We start from the raw sequence: 17,064 nt of genomic DNA, 5'->3' as shown, positions 1-17,064 counted from the left end.
ATCCCCCATCAGACAGGAGTTCCGGCATGTCGGACGAAGCTGCGATGATCGCTTTCGCCGTGAAGTGGCGGCACTGGAACGGTGGGCCCGACGAGGACATCTGGGTCACCTTCGGGATCACCCCCGAGAACTACTTCCACCGCCTCCGCGGTCTGCTGACCAAGCATCGGTGGAACCGGTTGGAACCACACATCCTCGAGCAACTCGTGCGCATCTGCGACGAGCGGCTCGACACCGTCGACCTCGCCGCCGCGGCGGACCGACGTGATCGGGCACGGTACGTCTCGTCGGCGCATCCCCTCAGCAGACTGTCCGCCTGACCACGGCTTCGAGGAACTTCACGGGAATCGGTTTCGTCCTCCTCCGACTCGGGTATCCGCCGAGGCACCGAGCTCGATCGGAGGGGGCAATCGTGGAGAACGGTTCCGTCGACCCGACACCGGACGCTCACGAAGAGCGGCCGGAGACGGTACGGCGCGCCATCGGCGCGTCGGCCATGGGCAATTTCACCGAGTGGTTCGATTACGGCGTCTACGCCTACACGGCCACCTACATCGCCGATTCGTTCTTTCCCGGCGATCTCGAATCCGCGACACTGCTCACGCTGGGCGTCTTCGCAGTCTCCTTCATCATGCGGCCGCTGGGCGGTTTCGTGTGGGGTCCGCTCGGCGACCGGCTGGGTCGTCGTCAGATCCTGGCGCTCACCATCCTGCTGATGGGTGGTTCGACGGTGCTGCTCGGCGCTGTCCCCTCGTACGAATCGATCGGGTTCTGGGCGCCGCTGCTGCTCGTGCTGTTGCGCATGATCCAGGGCTTCTCCACCGGCGGTGAGTACGGCGGCGCGGCGACCTTCATGGCCGAGTACTCCCCCGACCGCAAGCGTGGTTTCTACGGCAGCTTCCTCGAGTTCGGCACGCTGGGCGGTTTCTCCGTCGGTGCGTTCCTCGTCCTGATGATCGATCTGCTGTCCACCGACGCCTTCATGGCGACCTGGGGCTGGCGACTGCCGTTCTTCGTCGCCGGCCCGCTCGCACTGGTGGGCCTCTACCTCCGTTCGAAACTCGACGAGACACCGGTCTTCAAGGAACTCGAGGAGGCGCACCAGGAGGAGGCCAGCGTCGGCGCCGAGTTCAAGGACCTGATCACCCGGTACTGGCGGCCGATCATCAAGATGATGGGTCTGGTCATCGCGCTGAACGTCTGCAACTACACGTTGCTGAGCTACATGCCGACCTATCTCGAGGATCGGATCGGTCTGACGACCACCTCGGCACTGATCCTGGTGTTGATCGGTCAGCTCGCGATGATGGCGGTCATCCCGTTCTCCGGGGCGTTGTCGGACCGGATCGGGCGCAAGCCCCTCTGGGCGGCGTCGCTGGTAGGTCTGTTCGTTCTCGCCGCGCCGATGTACATGTTGATGTCGGTGGGCTTCGGCTGGGCGATTCTGGGCTTCACCGTGCTCGGCCTGTTGTACGTGATGCAGCTGTCGACCATCTCGGCGACCTTCCCCGCGATGTTCCCCACGCAGGTCCGGTTCGCCGGGTTCGCGATCTCGTACAACCTGTCCACCTCGATCTTCGGTGGTACGGCCCCCGCGATCAACGAATGGCTCGTCGAGCGGACAGGCAACGATCTCATGCCGGCCTTCTACATGATGGGCGCGTGCGTGGTCGGGCTCGTCGCCCTCTACTTCGTGGCGGAGACCGCGGGGGCGTCGCTGCGTGGACGCGGCATCCCGGGTATCGACAACGAAGCACACCCCACCGCCCTGTCCCATCACTGACGGGAGACGGCCGGCGCAGCTTCTGTATCGGTCCGGTCCTCGGGTCGGACACGACGGATGGCCAGGGTCACGGCGGCGGCCAGCAGCGCGGACGCCGCCCCGATCAGCATGCCGGTGAGGAGTCCTCCCTCGGACGGGATCGATGTTCCGCGGAAGGCGACGGTCGTCTGCGCCAGCACGACCCCCGCGACCGCCGCCGACGCCGTGCCTCCGACCGAACGCAGCAGGGTGTTGACGCTGTTGGCCGACGAGATCTGCGTCGCCGGCACCGCCCCCATGATCAATGTGGGGATGGCCCCGTACGCCAGTCCGATCCCCGCCGCGACGCAGCAGGTGAGCGCCATGAGACCCCACGGCGATCGCATGAGGAGTCCCGCAAAGGCATAGGCCGCGGCGATCATCAGGCAGCCCGCGAACAAGGTCGTGCGGGGGCCGCGCAGGGTCGTCAGCCGCGCCCCCAGCGGGGAGATCGCCATCATCAGCAGACCGGCCGGTGCGCACCACAGCCCCATGGCCACCATCGACTGTCCCAGTCCGTATCCGGTCTCCGTGGGCAGCATGAGGATCTGGGGAACCAGCAGCGCCTGGAAGTACATCGAGAAACCGATCAGGGTCGCGACGATGTTGGTGACGAGGACCCGGTTCCCCTTCGAGACCCGGAGATCGACGAGCGGTGCCGGAGACCTCAGTTCCCACCGGCCCCACACCACGAACGCGACGATCGAGACCGCGAACAGGATCGGGATCGTCGCACCCGTCCAGCCCCAGTCGCCGCCCTTGGATATCGCCAGCAACCCGGCGACCAGTGCGACCGAGAGCCCGAGGGTGCCGACAAGGTCGAATCGGCCCGCCTCCGCCGGCACCGGGGTGTCCCGCACCAGCCGGGCGATGAGCACCGCGACGAGCACACCGGCGAGACCGGCTCCCCAGAACAGCATCCGCCAGTTCGTGTACTGGACGACGGCCGCAGCGAGCGGCAGGCCGAGTGCTCCCCCGATCCCCAGGGACGAACTCATCAGGGCGATAGCCGAGCCGAGACGAGCCGGTGGCACGAGGGAACGCAACGCACTGATGCCGAGAGGCACGATCCCGAAGCCCGCACCCTGGAGGGCACGGCCGACGAGCATCGGGGCCAGGGACGACGACAGTGCACACAGGAACGACCCGACGATGAGTGGGATCGTGCACACCAACAGCATCCGGCGCGCGCCGTACATGTCGCCCAGGCGTCCCGTCACGGGTGTCGCGACGGCACCCGCGAGCAGGGTCACCGTGACCACCCAGGACGCATTGGACGGGCTGGTCCCGAGCAGGGCGGGCAGTTCACCGAGCAGTGGGATGACGAGGGTCGACATCACCGTGGTGACGATGCCCGCGAAGACCAGTACCCGGATCGTGCGGCCCTTCGGTCGATCAGGCGTCCGCACCGGCACCGACGGCGGCGGGTTCGGGAAGATCGCGTCCGGTCACGGACGGCAGCGGGAAGTGGCAGGCCGCGTACTGGCCCGGACGGACCTCACGCATCTCGGGTTCCTCTTCGGCACAACGATCCTGGGCCATCGGGCAGCGGGTGCGGAACCGGCAACCCGTGGGAGGTGCCAGTGGCGACGGCACGTCGCCGGCCAGGGGTGGTCCGGCGAAACCCTTCTCCGGGTCGGTCAGCGGCACCGAATCGAGCAGCGCGCGCGTGTAGGGATGCGCCGGGTCGTCGTACATCTCGATGGAATCACCGAATTCGCAGACCTTGCCCAGGTACATGACCATGACCTTGTCGCTCACCGTGCGCACCACGCCGAGATCGTGGGCGATGAACACGACGGTGAGGTCGAACTCCGCCTTGAGTTCTTCGATCAGGTTGAGGATCTGGGCCTGCACCGACACATCGAGCGCCGAGACCGGTTCGTCGCAGATGAGCAGCCGGGGATTCAGGGCCAGCGCTCGCGCGATGGCGACGCGCTGCGCCTGGCCACCCGAGAGCTGGCGGGGCAACATGCCGGCGAAACGCTCGCCGGGCAGACCGACCTGTTCGAGGACCGACACCGATGTCGTCGCCCGTTCCTTCGCAGGTGTTTTCGCGACCGTCAGACCCTCGACGACGATGTCGGCGACCGACCGGCGCGGATTGAGCGAGGCGACCGGATCCTGGAAGATCATCTGCATGTCGCGCCGGAGGGAGCGCATGCGCTTCTCGCTCGCCTCCTCGATCCACTCGTCGCCGAACCGGATACGGCCGGAGGTGATGCGGTCCAGCCGCAGCACCGCACGACCGGTGGTCGACTTGCCGCACCCGGATTCGCCGACGATGCCGAGGGTTTCACCGGGGAGGATGTCGAAGCTGATCTTCGAGACCGCCTGCACCGTACCGTTGTCGGTGGGGTACTCGACCACCAGGTCCTGCACACTGAGCAGGGCCTCGTCGCCGCGCAGATGAGTGGCGCCACTACCCGCCATGGGATTCACCTCCGGAAACGGCCCCGACCGGAACGGTCACCGGGCTCAGACACGCAACGTGATGATCGACGCCCACCGACTCGAGCGGGGGCGGTGTGGTGTGGCATTCGTCCGACGCGTGGTTGCAGCGCGGCGCGAACCGGCAACCGTCCGGTGGCGACGTCGGGTCGGGCAGCGACCCGCCGATCACCCGCAACGGCGCATGCCGCACGTGGTCGATCGTCGGGGTCGCCCCGAGCAGTGCGTGGGTGTAGCGGTGCATCGGCTGCTCGAACACCTCACGGGTGGAACCGACCTCCGCGAGCCGACCGGCGTACATCACCGACACCCGGTCGGTGCGACCGGCGACCACCGCGAGGTCGTGACTGATGAGCATCATCGACATGCCCCGGTCGCGCTGGACGCGCCGCAGCAGGTCGAGGATCTGACGCTGGATCGTCACGTCCAGCGCGGTGGTCGGTTCGTCGGCGATGAGCAGATCCGGTTCGCATGCCAGCGCGATCGCGATCATCACGCGCTGGCGCATGCCACCGGACATCTCGTGGGGATAGTTGCGGAGGCGTCGTTCCGGGTCGGGGACGCCCACCTCCTCGAGGAGCTTCAGCGCCCGGGTGTGCGCCTCGGACCTGCTGACGCCGAGGTGCTTCCGCATCCCCTCGGTGAGCTGTCGCTCGACCCGGACGACCGGGTTGAGCGACCGGCCCGGATCCTGGAAGACCATCGCGATCTGCTTGCCCCAGATCTCGCGCTTCTCCTTCTTGGTCAGGGCCAGCAGGTCGCGGCCCTGGAAGGTCACCGATCCGGATCGGCCCGAGCGGGGCGGCATGAGCCCCATGATGGCCCGGGCCATCACCGACTTTCCGGAGCCCGACTCGCCGACGATACCCAGCGCCTGTCCGGAGTCCAGATCGAGCGACACGTCGTCCACTGCGCGGACGGTGCCTCGAGGCGTGCCGATGTAGGCACGGAGATTTCTCACTTCGAGAATGGGCTGAGTGGTCACGGCGAGCCGGTCCCTTCCGTCTTGTCGGCTGTATCGGCTAGTTGCTGAGCCAGAATTCGGCCGGCATCGGCGATCCGAGGGTGTAGAGCTGCACGCCCTGCAGATCCTTCGAGTAGGCGACCGAGGGGGTGGCCCGGACGTACCACAGACCCACCACCTGATCGGCGAGGCGCTGCTGGACGACGTCGTACGCCTCCTTGCGTTCCTCGACGGTCGTGCCGAACCGGCCACGCTCGAGAGCTGCGTCGAGCTCGGGGTCGTTGATCCCGGTGAAGTTGCCCGTCGAAGCAGAGTCGAACGCGATCGAGAGCGGGAAGTCGGGGTCCTGCGTGATCGCCGAGGAAATGATCATGTCGAAGTCGCGCGCACCCGCCCGCGCCGTGAGCGTCGGGTAGTCGAGCACCTCGACCTGCATGTCGACGTTCTCGAATGCGCCGAGCTGGGCCTGGATGGCTTCGCCGAGAGAGCGCGCCTCCGCTGTCGGGTAGGCCAGATAGGTGAACGAGACGGGCTTGCCTTCGGCAGCGAGTTCGTCGAACAGCTTCTGTGCTTCCTCGGCATTCGTCTCGGAGAGCGCGATGTCGGCGTGATAAGGCGAATCCTCGGGGAAGAAGGTGCGCGGTATTTCGCCCTCGCCGTTGTACACCACGGTGTTCGCGGCATCGAGATCGACAGCGAGAGACACCGCGCGACGTGCCCGCTCATCGTCGAAGGGAGCCCTGCGGAAGTTCATCGCGGCGAACTGTCCACCGCCGGTCGATGTCACCTGGGTGGCGAGGCCCGCGGACTCGGCACGCTCGAGGCTGGTCCAGCTCGATTCCATCGACAGGTCCGCAGCCCCCGTCGTGGCTGCGTTCAGTCGCTGGTTGTAGTCGGCCACCGTCCGGATCGTGAGTTCGTCGAGGTAGGGCTTCGGGGCGTCCCAGTACGATTCGTTCTTCTCGAGTCGGATCGAGTCCTGACGGGTCCAGTTCACGAGCGTGAACGGCCCTGCACCGATGGGGTTCTCGTCGAACGCCTGCTGCCCCAGTTCGAGGGCTGCCGGCGATGCGATCCAGTTCAGCGCACCGGCGACGATGGCCTGGGCGAACTGCGGGTTGGGCTCGACCATCGTCACGCGCAGGGTGGTCGGGTCGACGACCTCGGTGGACTCGATCTGCGACGCCTGACGGATCGTCGTCGAGGCCAGCGCCGGGTCCTCGAGACGGTCCCAGTTGAACTTCACCGCGGCGGCGTCGAGAGGGGTGCCGTCGCTGAACTTCAGGTCGGGCTGCAGTGCGAGCGTGAACGTCTTCCCGTTGTCCTCGGTCGAGAAGTCCGTCGCCATGCGGTATTCGACGTCGAACGTGTCGTTGTTCGTGATGATCAGCTCGCCGTAGAGAGCGTTGCCCAGCACCGGCTGATGGGCCCACGTGTTGGACAGCGCGGCGGGGTCGAGCGAACGGGGCTCACCGGCCTGGAGGACGGTCGCGGAACCACCCGCCACGGGGTCGCCGACCGCCGCGGTGTCCTGGGCCGAGGCGGTGTCGGAACCGCTCGATCCGCAGGCCCCGAGGACCAGTACGGCGGAACAGGCCACGGCGACCGCCGCGAACATTCTTCTACGTCGAATCATGGTCGACCTTTCTTCGGAAATTCTGAGTACGAGCGCTTTTCGGGATCTCAGTCGTGGAGCGTGCGGTCGTACCTGGTACGGAGGTGGTCGCCGACCTGATTGAGGGCGAACACCGTGAAGAAGATGACGAGTGCCGGTACGAACACCAGGTGCGGTGACGTGGCAATGGCGTCCTTGCCGTCGTTGATCATTCCGCCCCAGCTGGGCTGCGGCGGCGGGATGCCCAGGCCGAGGAAGCTCAACGATCCCTCCGCGACGATGAGCGCCGCGATCACGATGGGCATGTACGACGCGAGGGGCGCGAGGACGTTGGGCATGATCTCCCGGAACAGGATCCGCCCGCTGCCGGCACCCATGTTCTTCGCAGCCCTGACGAATTCACGCGACGACCAGGAGAGGGTGTTCGCTCGCGCCAGGCGGATGAACGACGGGATCGCCAGCAGGCCGAGACCGAAGAGGATGGTCCGCACGCTCGGGGTGAGGATCGAAGCGAGGGCCAGGAGCAGGATCAGGGGCGGGAAGGCGAGCATTGCGTCGGCCAACAGCGAGATCACCGCATCGACACGCTTGCCGAAGTAGCCGGCGAGCATGCCGAAGAACGATCCGATCAGGAAGCCCACGAGACCGGCGACAGCGCCGATGACGAGGGAGACCTGCGCACCGTAGACGACGCGGGACAGGATCGACCTGCCGAGGGTGTCGGTTCCCAGGAGGGTGTCGAGGGAATCGAGGTTCGGCGGGGTCCGTGGAGGGCCGATCGGAATGTTGTACGGCGCCATCGGAAGGACGCTCGCGAAGATCGCGGCACCGATGATGAGCACCAGCCACACGATCGACAGGTAGACCAGCACCGAGCGGGTCTTCTTGGCGGCGGGTACCTTCGGCAGATCCTGGGTGGCCGACTCGACCCGCTGTGCGTCGTCCTTCTTCTCGAGCGCGACCTGCGTCATGCTCCGACCACCTTCCTGACCCGCGGGTCGACGACTTGGTAGCTGAGGTCGACGAGGGTGTTGATGCCCACGTAGACGACGGCGATGAAGGCCACGATCCCCTGCACCATGATCACGTCGCGGGAGGTGATGGAGGAGGCGACGAGCTGGCCCAGACCCGGGAGGCCGAACAGGGTCTCGACGATCACCGTGCCGCCGATGAGGCGGCCGAGGTTGATGCCGGCAACGGTGATGAGCGAGAACGACGAGGGCCTCAGTGCGTGCCGGAACATCACGTACCAGGACGGCATCCCCTTGGCCCGGGCCGCGGCGATGAAATCCTCGCGCAGCGTGCCGATGAGGTCGGTACGGAGCAGGCGGTGGAAGGCCGCGATCTCGGTGAGGGCGATGGCGAGCGCCGGGAGCATCGCGCTGCGCAAGTTGTCGCCGAGACCTTCGCTGATCCGGGACCAGCCCATCACCGGGAAGATCTGGAGCTTGATCGCGAGGAAGTAGATGAGGACGGGGCCGGCGATGAAAGCGGGCACCGAGAGGAAGACGGCCGACAGGGCGTTCATGCCGCGGTCGACGGCGCTACCCGGGCGGGATGCGGAGATCACGCCCATGACGAGTGCGACCACCAGTGCGATCAGCAGACCCATCGCGGCGAGCTGGAGCGTGACCGGCAACCGTTCGGCGATGGCCTCGCTCACGGATTGACCCGTCAGCGGCGAGGTTCCGAGATCGCCCCGGACCGCGTCGGACAACCACCCGAAGTACTGGCTCCAGAAGGGCGCGTCGAGGCCGAGCTTGGCGTTCAGTTCGGCGACCGCCTGGGGAGTTGCGTTCTCCCCCAGGATGACCTGGGCGACGGAGCCGGGCGCGAGACCGAGCAGACCGACGACCGCGATGGTCACCAGCAGGACCACCAGCAGGCTGCGGCCCACCTTTTTCGAAACTGTGAGAAACATCCGGCTCAACTTTCGTCGTACTACCGAGGCCGTGGATCACGGCGACGCAGAACACGAGCAGAGTGCACTACCTGTGATGCCCCACACATTAGAGCCTGCGTGTGGCCGCGGCAATAAGGATTACAGAAAAGACGAATGGAGTTTCTAATTATTCAGAACGGCAATCTTGCAGTGCTGCAAGATATTCGAGATGCGAGACGGAAAGACGGTGACGGGCCGGCTCGTACGCACGGCGAGGACCCGTGCACCGGACGGGTGCACGGGTCCTCGCCGAACAGCGATGCCGGGTGGAAGTACGGGATCAGCCTCCGGGGCCCTCCAGGATCGTCACGGCCGCAACGGCCGTCGGGCCTCCGACATTGTGCGCGAGACCTGTTCGCGCTCCGTCGACCTGGTTGACCGCCTGTCCGCGGAGCTGCTCGAACAATTCCACGCACTGGGCGACACCGGTCGCGCCCGGCGGATGCCCCTTCGTGTTCAGACCGCCGCTGGGATTGACCGGCAGCGACCCACCGACCTCGGTGACTCCCGCCTCGAGAAGCTTGAAACCCTCGAAGCGCTCGGCGAATCCGAGATCCTCGTAGCTGATGATCTCGATTCCGGTGAAGTAGTCGTGGATCTCGGCAACGTCGATGTCCCCCGGTGACAGGCCCGCGGTGCCGAACGCCTGCTTCGCCGCGCGCCGCGTCGCCGCGAAGGAGGTGAGATCGCGCTTGTGCTGGTGCATCACGGCGTCGAAACCCAGACCGGTGCCGCGGATCCACACGGGCCTGTCGGTGTAGCGGTCGACGACGTCGTCCGCCACCAGGATCAGCGCGGCCGCACCGTCGCTCTGCGGCGCGCAATCGTAGACGCCGAACGGCGTCACCACCGTGTCGGCGGCCAGCACCTCCTCCACCGTCAGCTCGAATCGGCGGCACGCCTTGGGATTGTTCAACGCGTTGCGGTGGTTCTTCACCGCGACCATCGCCATGTGTTCACGGGTGGCCGGCGACTCGTACAGATAGCGGCGCATGTGCAACGCGAAACCCGCCTGCGCGAGGCCGAGCGGGAAATCCCACGCCATGTCGCGCGTCATGGATTCCCATTCCCAGAGCATGCCCTTCGAGGCCGTCTCCCGGAGTTTGTCGGCACCCATCACGAGCGCGACGTCGCATGCCCCCGACGCGATGCCGTAGACCGCGTTGCGGATCGCGTCGTGTCCGGTCGCGCAGGAGTTCTCGACCCGCGTCACCGGAACGTCGTGCAGCCCGAGGGTGTCGGCGAGGATCCCGGACGGGAAACCGTCCGTCGTCCCCATCGAGCCGAACCACGCCGCGTCGATGTCCGACTTCCTCACGCCCTTGTCGACGCTCGCCGCGCAGTCGGCGAAGGCCATCGGAAGCAGGTCCCGGATGCCCAGAGCGAAATGTTCGGCGAAGGGTGTCATTCCTGCGCCGACGATCGCGACCTTCCTCATGCCGCTTCCTCCTCGTCCACGGGATCCGAATCGGGTTCGAAGGCGTACCCGTAGTCGGGGACACCCGAGCGCACCGCGATGCGGCGGAGCACCAGCCGTCCCCGGTCTCCGATGTCGACACTGCCGGCGGCAGTGCCGGTGACCCGTACCAGCGCACGCACTCCGACACCGTCGAGGTCGACGACGACGAGCGAGTACGGGGTGCGCAGACCCGGCACCGGCACGTGCACGGTGACCTCGGTGTAGACCGTCCCGGTGCGCGGTAGTTCGACGAAGGTGTACTCGGTGTCGAGCGAGCCGTCCTCGTCCACCCGGTAGCGCGGCGGGAAGTCGACCTGGTCGCTGTCGAGGAAACGCCCGCCCTCCCATCGCACCTTGGCTTCGAAGGCCCGCTCGTAGGCCGCCAGCGAGATCGGGATCTCGCCGGGCAGGGTCTGCGCCGAATCGAGCACGGGCCGCGCAGGTCTCTCCCGGCGACGGACCTCGGCCGTCCCCTCCGCGACGGTCAGTCCCGACAGGCTGGCCTGTTCGACTCCGACGAGAGGTCCGGTGAGACCGGATTCCGCCATCGCGGCCAGGGCGAAGAGCGCCGAACTCGCGCCCGTCGTAGGCAGATCCGTGGTCTGCGTGGCCGCGAGCGAGGCGGCGTGCTGCGCCGGGACCCCAGCCACGACGGCCGGGGTGTCCACCCAGGCCGTCGCGAGCGAGGCGAGATATCCCCGCTTCCGGAGGAGTCTCGGGTCCCCGTAGTCGTGGATGTCGCCGGAGGCGTTCCGCGTACGTACGGGCAGGCTGCGCGACACGCGTGCGGCGGTACGCACCTGCAGCCCGTGATCGGAGGTGAGGGCTGCCGCCGCACCGGCCGAGTTCAGGTCGACCCCGATGACCAGTGTCCGTGGTCGCGCCGAGCCGAGGGCGTCCAGCGTCGCCGGCGCGCCCCCGAGTCGCTCGATCACCTCGAGTTCGGGATCGAGCCCGAGTCCCGCGAGCAGGACCGCGGCGTTGCTGCTCTCGGTCAGCGGCAGATCCCGGCCGACGAGGACGACGTACTCGACGGATCCACCCGCTTCGAGCGCGGCGCGGCCCGCCTCGACGGCGAGGGTGACGGCGTCCTCGTCGTCACCGGCGATCCTGGCGTCGGGAGTACCCCAGCACGGCAGGTACGTTCCGATCGATGCGATGTAAGGCATTGGCCCTCCCTGAACCGGGTGCAGCCCCCGACTAGGTGACTGCGCCCGCTGTCTTGAGCTCGATGATGCGCTCCCAGTCCAGACCGAGCTCCTGCAGGATCTCCTCGGTCTGGGCGGCGAACTCGGGTGCCGGTCCGGTCTGCGGCGGCGTCACGTCGAACTGCACCGGATTGGCGACGAGCTCGAGTTCCCCTGCCTTGACCAGATATTCGTTGTCGCGGACCTGCGGGTCGCTCACGACCTGCAGCGAGTCCTGGACCGGTGCCCACGGCCCGGCGAGCGTGCCGAACCGCTGGACCCATTCCGCGAGCGGGCGGCTGCCGATGACCTCGCGCAGGATCTCGACGGCCTCGACGGTGTTCGCAGCGATCGACTGTGCGTCCGCGAAACGCGGATCGTCGATGAGGTCGGGGCGGTCGATGTGCGTGCACACATCGGCCCAGAACCTCGCCGGCTGCAGCATCACGAACGAGATGTAGCGTCCGTCCGCGGTGCCGTAGACACCCGAGAGCGGGTTCGTCGGGGCGCCGTGGCCACCGGCCTTCGGTGCTTCCATGTGCTGCCCGAGATGCGCGGACAGTGCGATGGTGTGGCCCATCGCCCACACCCCGCTGCTGAGCAGCGAGACGTCGACCACCGAGGGTTCGCCCGTGCGTTCACGCTTGAACAACGCCGCCGCGATACCGCCGGCGAGGTTCGTGCCCGAGATCGTGTCGCCGAAGGCGGGTCCGGGAGGTGCGATCATCCCCTCGATGCCGGGCGGGGTGAGCGTCGCGGCGACACCGGCGCGCGCCCAGAAGGCCGTCATGTCGTATCCGCCCTTGCCGGACTCGACGCCGCGCGGGCCGAGCGCACTCCCCCGCGCGTAGACGATCTTCGGGTTGACCGCACGGATGTCGTCGACGTCGATCTGCAGCTTGGTCCGCACCTTGGGCAGGAAACTGGTGAGGAAGACGTCGGCGGTGCGCACGAGCTCGAGCAGCACCTCACGGCCCTCGGGAATCGAGATGTCCAGGCCGAGGCTGCGCTTGCCGCGATTGGCGTGCTCGACATTCGGATTCGGATCACCTTCGATACGAAGGGTTCCCGTCTGCCGCAGACCCCGCTGCGGGTCGCCCGTCACCGCGTGCTCGATCTTGACGACGTCGGCGCCCCACTCCGCGAGCACCGCACCCGCAGAGGGAACGAAACCGTACATCGCGACCTCGACGACGCGGACGCCGTCGAGTGGCTTCACGACGTCACCACCTTCGAGAACGCCTTGAGCTGCTGGAACTCCTCGAGTCCGGCCCTGCCCATCTCACGGCCGATGCCGGACTGCTTGTAACCGCCGAACGGGACGTCGGGGCTGAAGTAGTTGCCGCCGTTGACGGAGAAGGTGCCGGTGCGGATCCGGCGTCCGATCGCGATGCCGCGCTCCTCGTCGGCGGTGAGCACACCACCGGACAGGCCGTACTTGGAGTTGTTGGCGATCCGCACGGCATCGTCGTCGCCGTCGAACGGGATGACGGCGAGGACCGGTCCGAAGACCTCCTCCTGTGCGATCTCGCTGTCGGGGTCGACGTTCGCGAGCAGGGTGGGCTTGTAGAACCAGCCCGGATCGACCTTCTCGCCACCGGTGACGAGGGTCGCGCCGTCGGCCACGGCGCGCTCGACCATGCCGTGGATCTTCTCGCGTTGCTTCTCGCTGATGACCGGGCCCATGTAGATCTTCGGGTTCGACGGATCGCCGTAGGGCACGTTCTGCATCATCCCGGCGACCTGCGCGACGATCTCGTCGTGCTTGTCGCGGGGGACGAGCAGACGCGTCGTCAGCGCACATCCCTGTCCCGCGTGCGAGCAGATGCTGAAGGCGGCGAACTGTGCGGCGGTCGCGAAGTCGGCGTCCTCGAGCACGATGAGGGCCGACTTGCCTCCGAGCTCGAGGAAGACCTTCTTGAGCGAGTCGGCGGCGGCGGCCATGATCTTCTTGCCCACGGGGGTCGAACCGGTGAAGGTGACGACGTCGACGTCCGGATGGGTGGTCATGAGCTCGCCCGGTGCGACCTGCGACGACGAGATGATGTTGACGACACCGGCCGGGATGTCGGTGTGCTCGGCGATGATCTCGGCGAGCGCCTGGGTGACGAGCGGGGTGTCGGGTGCGCCCTTGAGCACCACCGTGCAGCCCGCGGCGAGCGCGGCCGGCAGCTTCGCCATGGCCAGCTGGGTCGGGTAGTTGTAGGCGACGATCGCGGCGACGACACCGGCCGCTTCCTTTTCCACCCAGCGGCGGTGCGGCTGTCCGCGGAACTCGACGTCGCCGAGGTCCTCCGTGAACTCGGTGTTCCGCAGCAGGTCGGCGTAGTACTCCACGATCTCGAGCGGCGCGTCGACCTGGTTGCCGTGGGTGAGGATGCGAGGGGCGCCGACCTCGGCGATCGTCAGCTCACGCAGTTCCTCGACGTTGTCGCGCAGGGCCTTGTAGAGCTGGTCGAGGCACTTGATCCGGAACTCGACGTCGGTGGACCAGGTGGTCGTGTCGAATGCGCGTCGCGCTGCACGGATGGCGGCTTCCGCCTCCTCGACACCCGCGTCGGGGGCGTAACCCACCAGTTCACCGGTCGCCGGATTGTAGGAAGCGAAGGTGCGCTCGGCGGTGACGAGCTTCCCGTCGATCAGCAGCCGCTTCGTCACTCCGGTGGTCGCGGCGTCGGCCACCGCGGTGGCTCCGTTCTCCTGCACTGACATCCCGTCTCCTCGCATCGTGGGGAAATACCATTCTCAGATCAGAGAATTAATATGTTCGACTTTCGAGAACTTTAGCAAGGAGCAGTCCGGCAGGATAGTCCTGAAAGTGATCCTGACTACTCGGCAGCGGTGCGCATGGGCGAATTCTCCGGGTCTTGCGGCTCCCAATCGCGCGAGAGTATGGTTCTCGCAACCGGAAGGGAGATTCTTGTGATCAGCACTACAGCCCTCAGCCCGTCACTCGGTGTGGAAGTCACCGGCCTGGACAGCCTCGACGACGACCGGGTAGTCGCCCAGCTGCTCGAAGCACTCAAATGGCGTGGCGTACTTCTCGTGCGCGGTATCCACCTCGACGACGAGGCCCAGGTCGCCTTCAGCCGCAAGCTCGGCAAGGTCGTCATGCCTGTCCCGGGCGAAGAGATCTTCACCGTCTCGCTCGACCCCGCCAAGACGCCGACGGCCGAATACCTCAAGGGCACGTTCCACTGGCACATCGACGACACCACCAACGAGGTGCCGGCGAAGGCCACCACGCTCACGGCCCGCCATGTCGCAATGGTCGGTGGCGGAACGGAATTCGCCAGCACCTACGCGGCCTACGAGAATCTTCCCGACCACGAGAAGAAGCGGTACGAAGATCTGCGCGTCGTGCACAGCTTCGAGGCCGCCCAGCGCCTGGTCTACCCCGATCCCACCGAGGAGCAGGTCGCGCGCTGGCGTGCACTTCCGCCCCGCGAGTCCTCCCTGGTCTGGGAGCGCCGCGACGGACGACGCTCCCTCGTCATCGGAGCCACGGCCGACCACATCGTCGGCATGCGTCCCGAGGAGAGCCGCGAACTCCTCGACGAACTGCTCGCGTGGACTACGCAGGAACGCTTCTGCTACTCGCACGAGTGGGCCGTCGGCGACCTCGTCGTCTGGGACAACACGGGCATGCTGCACCGTGCGCTTCCCTACGACCCGTCGTCCGAGCGCCTCATGCGCCGCACCACGATCGTCGGTGACGAACCGTGGCAGTGAAGACAGCGGTGGTCACGGGCGGAAGTTCCGGAATCGGCAAGGCGATCGCCGAACGCCTGCGCAAGGACGGCCACCAGGTCGCGGTGCTCGATCTCAACCCCTCCGGTGAGGAGCTCGAGTACAAGGTCGACGTCTCCGACCGCGCACAGGTCGACGACGCCTTCGCCCGGATCCGCGAGCAGCTCGGCCCCGTCACGATTCTCGTCAACGGCGCAGGACTCGAGCTCTACAAGCGCTTCCACAACATCGACTATGCGACCTGGCAGAAGGTCGTCGACGTCAACCTCGGCGGCGTCTTCCACTGCGTGCAGGCCGCCCTGCCCGACATGCTCGAGGCCGGCTGGGGACGCATCGTCAACATCTCGTCGTCGAGCGCGCAGTCGGGTCAGCAGTTCATGACCGCCTACGTCTCGTCCAAGGCCGGCGTCAACGGACTCACCAAATCACTTGCGCTGGAATATGGTCCGTCCGGCATCACCGTCAACGCCGTACCCCCCGGCTTCGTCGAGACCCCCATGCTGCACCGCTCCGCCGAGAAGGGTCTGCTCGGCGGCACCATCGAGGAACACGTCCAGCGCACCCCCGTCCGCCGAGTCGGACAACCCGAGGACATCGCCGCCGCCTGCTCCTTCCTGATCTCCGAGGAGGCCGGATACATCACCGGCCAGATCCTCGGGGTCAACGGCGGACGCAACACCTGATCCACCCTCTCGCCGAAACCCGATCGAAAGGACAATCCAGTGGGACGTGTCGAAGGCAAGGTCGCGTTCGTCACCGGTGCGGCGCGCGGCCAGGGCCGCAGCCACGCGGTCAAGCTCGCGTCCGAGGGCGCCGACATCATCGCTGTCGATATCTGCACGGACATCGACTCGATGGGGTACTCCATGGCCACGCCCGAGGACCTCGAGGAAACCGTACGGCTCGTCGAGAAGGAAGGCCGCCGGATCGTCGCGATCCAGGCCGACGTGCGCGACGCAGCACAGATGGAAGACGCTGTGGCGCGGGGCATCACCGAGTTCGGCAGGCTCGACGTCGTCGTCGCGCAGGCCGGTGTCGCCGGTATGAAGGGCGAGCCCCAGACCCAGGCCTGGACCGACGTGGTCAACACCAACCTCGTGGGCACGATGAACGCCGTCCACGCCGCCCTGCCGCATCTGAAGGCAGGCGCCTCCATCATCGCCACCGGTTCCACCGCGGCACTGATGGACGTGTCGAAGGTCGACCAGCCCGGCAAGGATCTCGGTGGCGTCGCCTACGTGTTCTCCAAGCGGGCCCTGTCCCAGTTCATCGACACGCTCGCAACCCATCTCGCGCCGCGCATGATCCGCGCGAACGTTCTGCACCCCACCAACTGCAACACCGACATGCTGCAGAGCGAACCGATGTACCGCTCCTTCCGCCCCGACCTCGAGCACCCCCGGCGTGAGGACGCGGAGCCCGCCTTCGGTGTGCAGCAGGCCATGCCGATCCCGTACATCGAGCCCGAGGACTCGAGCAACATGGTGCTCTTCCTCGCGTCCGACGAATCGCGCTACGTGACCGGCATGCAGATGCGCGTCGACGGTGGCGGCTACCTCAAGTGGTACGACTACCACATCTGACCGTCCGATCGTGGCGGGCGACCCACGCACGCGGCAGGACGTTGCCGGACCGGACCTGTACACATCATCGACCGGGAGGAACATCGTGAAGGTCAGAGTCGACCCCGACCGCTGCCAGGGCCACACCCTGTGTGCCATGGCCGCACCAGAAGTATTCGAACTGAGCGACATCGACGGCCACGCGACCGCCGTCGTGGAGGACGTGCCCGCGCATCTCGAGGAGAACGTGCGCGAAGCAGCCCGGTCCTGCCCCGAGCAGGCCATCGAGATCTCCTGACCACCAGCGTTTCGACAGCCCCGATCGAAGCGTCA

Annotated in this window: 16 protein-coding genes; 6 read left to right on the top strand and 10 right to left on the bottom strand. The window is 66.9% G+C overall.

All coding sequences use genetic code 11. The features are described from left to right. The first annotated feature begins 26 nt into the window (after positions 1 to 26). Together ACPCXD_RS02135 and ACPCXD_RS02130 are read left to right on the top strand one after the other, a co-directional pair. Positions 27 to 320 (top strand): DUF3263 domain-containing protein, encoded by a 294-nt coding sequence (locus ACPCXD_RS02135; RefSeq protein WP_423658166.1) that lies wholly within the window; start codon positions 27 to 29, stop codon positions 318 to 320. Between the two features lie 176 nt (positions 321 to 496). Then, positions 497 to 1,783, top strand: coding sequence for an MFS transporter (locus tag ACPCXD_RS02130; protein ID WP_423658827.1), 1,287 nt, complete (start codon positions 497 to 499; stop codon positions 1,781 to 1,783). Here the strand turns inward: ACPCXD_RS02130 and ACPCXD_RS02125 are convergent. The 10 genes from ACPCXD_RS02125 to ACPCXD_RS02080 all read right to left on the bottom strand — a co-directional run bounded on the left by ACPCXD_RS02125 (position 1,777) and on the right by ACPCXD_RS02080 (position 14,131). Beyond that, the gene (locus ACPCXD_RS02125; protein WP_423658164.1) at positions 1,777 to 3,216 is read right to left on the bottom strand and encodes an MFS transporter; all 1,440 of its coding nucleotides are present in this window, start codon (positions 3,214 to 3,216) and stop codon (positions 1,777 to 1,779) included. The two genes, ACPCXD_RS02130 and ACPCXD_RS02125, sit on opposite strands and share 7 nt — an antisense overlap. Further along, on the bottom strand, positions 3,197 to 4,234 hold the full coding sequence (locus ACPCXD_RS02120; RefSeq protein ID WP_059384067.1) for an ABC transporter ATP-binding protein: 1,038 nt from the start codon (positions 4,232 to 4,234) through the stop codon (positions 3,197 to 3,199). The genes ACPCXD_RS02125 and ACPCXD_RS02120 overlap by 20 nt, the downstream gene beginning before the upstream one ends. Beyond that, positions 4,224 to 5,162, bottom strand: coding sequence for an ABC transporter ATP-binding protein (locus tag ACPCXD_RS02115; RefSeq protein ID WP_423658162.1), 939 nt, complete (start codon positions 5,160 to 5,162; stop codon positions 4,224 to 4,226). The genes ACPCXD_RS02120 and ACPCXD_RS02115 overlap by 11 nt, the downstream gene beginning before the upstream one ends. A gap of 112 nt (positions 5,163 to 5,274) precedes the next feature. Continuing rightward, positions 5,275 to 6,852: an ABC transporter substrate-binding protein gene (locus tag ACPCXD_RS02110; protein WP_423658160.1), complete on the bottom strand. Its 1,578-nt coding sequence runs from the start codon at positions 6,850 to 6,852 to the stop codon at positions 5,275 to 5,277. Positions 6,853 to 6,899: 47 nt separating this feature from the next. After that, positions 6,900 to 7,802 (bottom strand): ABC transporter permease, encoded by a 903-nt coding sequence (locus tag ACPCXD_RS02105; RefSeq protein WP_016692324.1) that lies wholly within the window; start codon positions 7,800 to 7,802, stop codon positions 6,900 to 6,902. Beyond that, positions 7,799 to 8,752 (bottom strand): ABC transporter permease, encoded by a 954-nt coding sequence (locus ACPCXD_RS02100; protein WP_423658157.1) that lies wholly within the window; start codon positions 8,750 to 8,752, stop codon positions 7,799 to 7,801. The genes ACPCXD_RS02105 and ACPCXD_RS02100 overlap by 4 nt, the downstream gene beginning before the upstream one ends. A gap of 301 nt (positions 8,753 to 9,053) precedes the next feature. Then, positions 9,054 to 10,211: a thiolase family protein gene (locus ACPCXD_RS02095; protein WP_085470185.1), complete on the bottom strand. Its 1,158-nt coding sequence runs from the start codon at positions 10,209 to 10,211 to the stop codon at positions 9,054 to 9,056. Continuing rightward, the gene (locus ACPCXD_RS02090) at positions 10,208 to 11,401 is read right to left on the bottom strand and encodes an OB-fold domain-containing protein (RefSeq protein ID WP_423658155.1); all 1,194 of its coding nucleotides are present in this window, start codon (positions 11,399 to 11,401) and stop codon (positions 10,208 to 10,210) included. Before ACPCXD_RS02090 ends, ACPCXD_RS02095 begins: the two co-directional genes overlap by 4 nt. A 31-nt stretch (positions 11,402 to 11,432) precedes the next feature. Then, positions 11,433 to 12,638 carry a CaiB/BaiF CoA transferase family protein gene (locus ACPCXD_RS02085; RefSeq protein ID WP_423658153.1) on the bottom strand — a complete coding sequence of 402 codons (1,206 nt, stop codon included), beginning with the start codon at positions 12,636 to 12,638 and terminating at the stop codon, positions 11,433 to 11,435. After that, positions 12,635 to 14,131 (bottom strand): aldehyde dehydrogenase family protein, encoded by a 1,497-nt coding sequence (locus ACPCXD_RS02080; RefSeq protein WP_423658151.1) that lies wholly within the window; start codon positions 14,129 to 14,131, stop codon positions 12,635 to 12,637. Before ACPCXD_RS02080 ends, ACPCXD_RS02085 begins: the two co-directional genes overlap by 4 nt. A 210-nt stretch (positions 14,132 to 14,341) precedes the next feature. Here ACPCXD_RS02080 and ACPCXD_RS02075 point away from each other — a divergent pair, with 210 nt between their 5' ends. From ACPCXD_RS02075 to ACPCXD_RS02060, 4 genes are all read left to right on the top strand, one after another. Further along, a complete protein-coding gene (locus tag ACPCXD_RS02075; protein ID WP_423658150.1) occupies positions 14,342 to 15,151 on the top strand; it encodes a TauD/TfdA dioxygenase family protein in 810 nt (269 codons plus the stop codon). Further along, positions 15,148 to 15,852, top strand: a complete 705-nt coding sequence (locus ACPCXD_RS02070; RefSeq protein ID WP_016692316.1) for an SDR family NAD(P)-dependent oxidoreductase — start codon at positions 15,148 to 15,150, stop codon at positions 15,850 to 15,852. Before ACPCXD_RS02075 ends, ACPCXD_RS02070 begins: the two co-directional genes overlap by 4 nt. A 39-nt stretch (positions 15,853 to 15,891) precedes the next feature. Then, complete coding sequence (locus tag ACPCXD_RS02065) at positions 15,892 to 16,752, top strand: mycofactocin-coupled SDR family oxidoreductase (protein WP_423658148.1); 861 nt, start codon at positions 15,892 to 15,894, stop codon at positions 16,750 to 16,752. Positions 16,753 to 16,837: 85 nt separating this feature from the next. Continuing rightward, complete coding sequence (locus ACPCXD_RS02060; protein WP_016692314.1) at positions 16,838 to 17,029, top strand: ferredoxin; 192 nt, start codon at positions 16,838 to 16,840, stop codon at positions 17,027 to 17,029. The last annotated feature ends 35 nt before the right edge of the window (positions 17,030 to 17,064 follow it).

It is taken from the genome of Rhodococcus sp. AB351 (assembly GCF_049538275.1).
Taxonomy (GTDB): domain Bacteria; phylum Actinomycetota; class Actinomycetes; order Mycobacteriales; family Mycobacteriaceae; genus Rhodococcus.
Note: the sequence above shows the minus strand (reverse complement) of the source record. Positions and strands in the feature narration are given on the sequence as shown.

Bases quoted from the DNA above. Each gene is read 5' to 3' on its own strand.
- ACPCXD_RS02120 (WP_059384067.1), bottom strand. From the start codon at position 4,234: ATGGCGGGTAGTGGCGCCACTCATCTGCGCGGCGACGAGGCCCTGCTC.
- ACPCXD_RS02080 (WP_423658151.1), bottom strand. From the start codon at position 14,131: ATGTCAGTGCAGGAGAACGGAGCCACCGCGGTGGCCGACGCCGCGACC.
- ACPCXD_RS02090 (WP_423658155.1), bottom strand. From the start codon at position 11,401: ATGCCTTACATCGCATCGATCGGAACGTACCTGCCGTGCTGGGGTACT.
- ACPCXD_RS02135 (WP_423658166.1), top strand. From the start codon at position 27: ATGTCGGACGAAGCTGCGATGATCGCTTTCGCCGTGAAGTGGCGGCAC.
- ACPCXD_RS02130 (WP_423658827.1), top strand. From the start codon at position 497: ATGGGCAATTTCACCGAGTGGTTCGATTACGGCGTCTACGCCTACACG.
- ACPCXD_RS02105 (WP_016692324.1), bottom strand. From the start codon at position 7,802: ATGACGCAGGTCGCGCTCGAGAAGAAGGACGACGCACAGCGGGTCGAG.
- ACPCXD_RS02110 (WP_423658160.1), bottom strand. From the start codon at position 6,852: ATGATTCGACGTAGAAGAATGTTCGCGGCGGTCGCCGTGGCCTGTTCC.
- ACPCXD_RS02095 (WP_085470185.1), bottom strand. From the start codon at position 10,211: ATGAGGAAGGTCGCGATCGTCGGCGCAGGAATGACACCCTTCGCCGAA.
- ACPCXD_RS02100 (WP_423658157.1), bottom strand. From the start codon at position 8,752: ATGTTTCTCACAGTTTCGAAAAAGGTGGGCCGCAGCCTGCTGGTGGTC.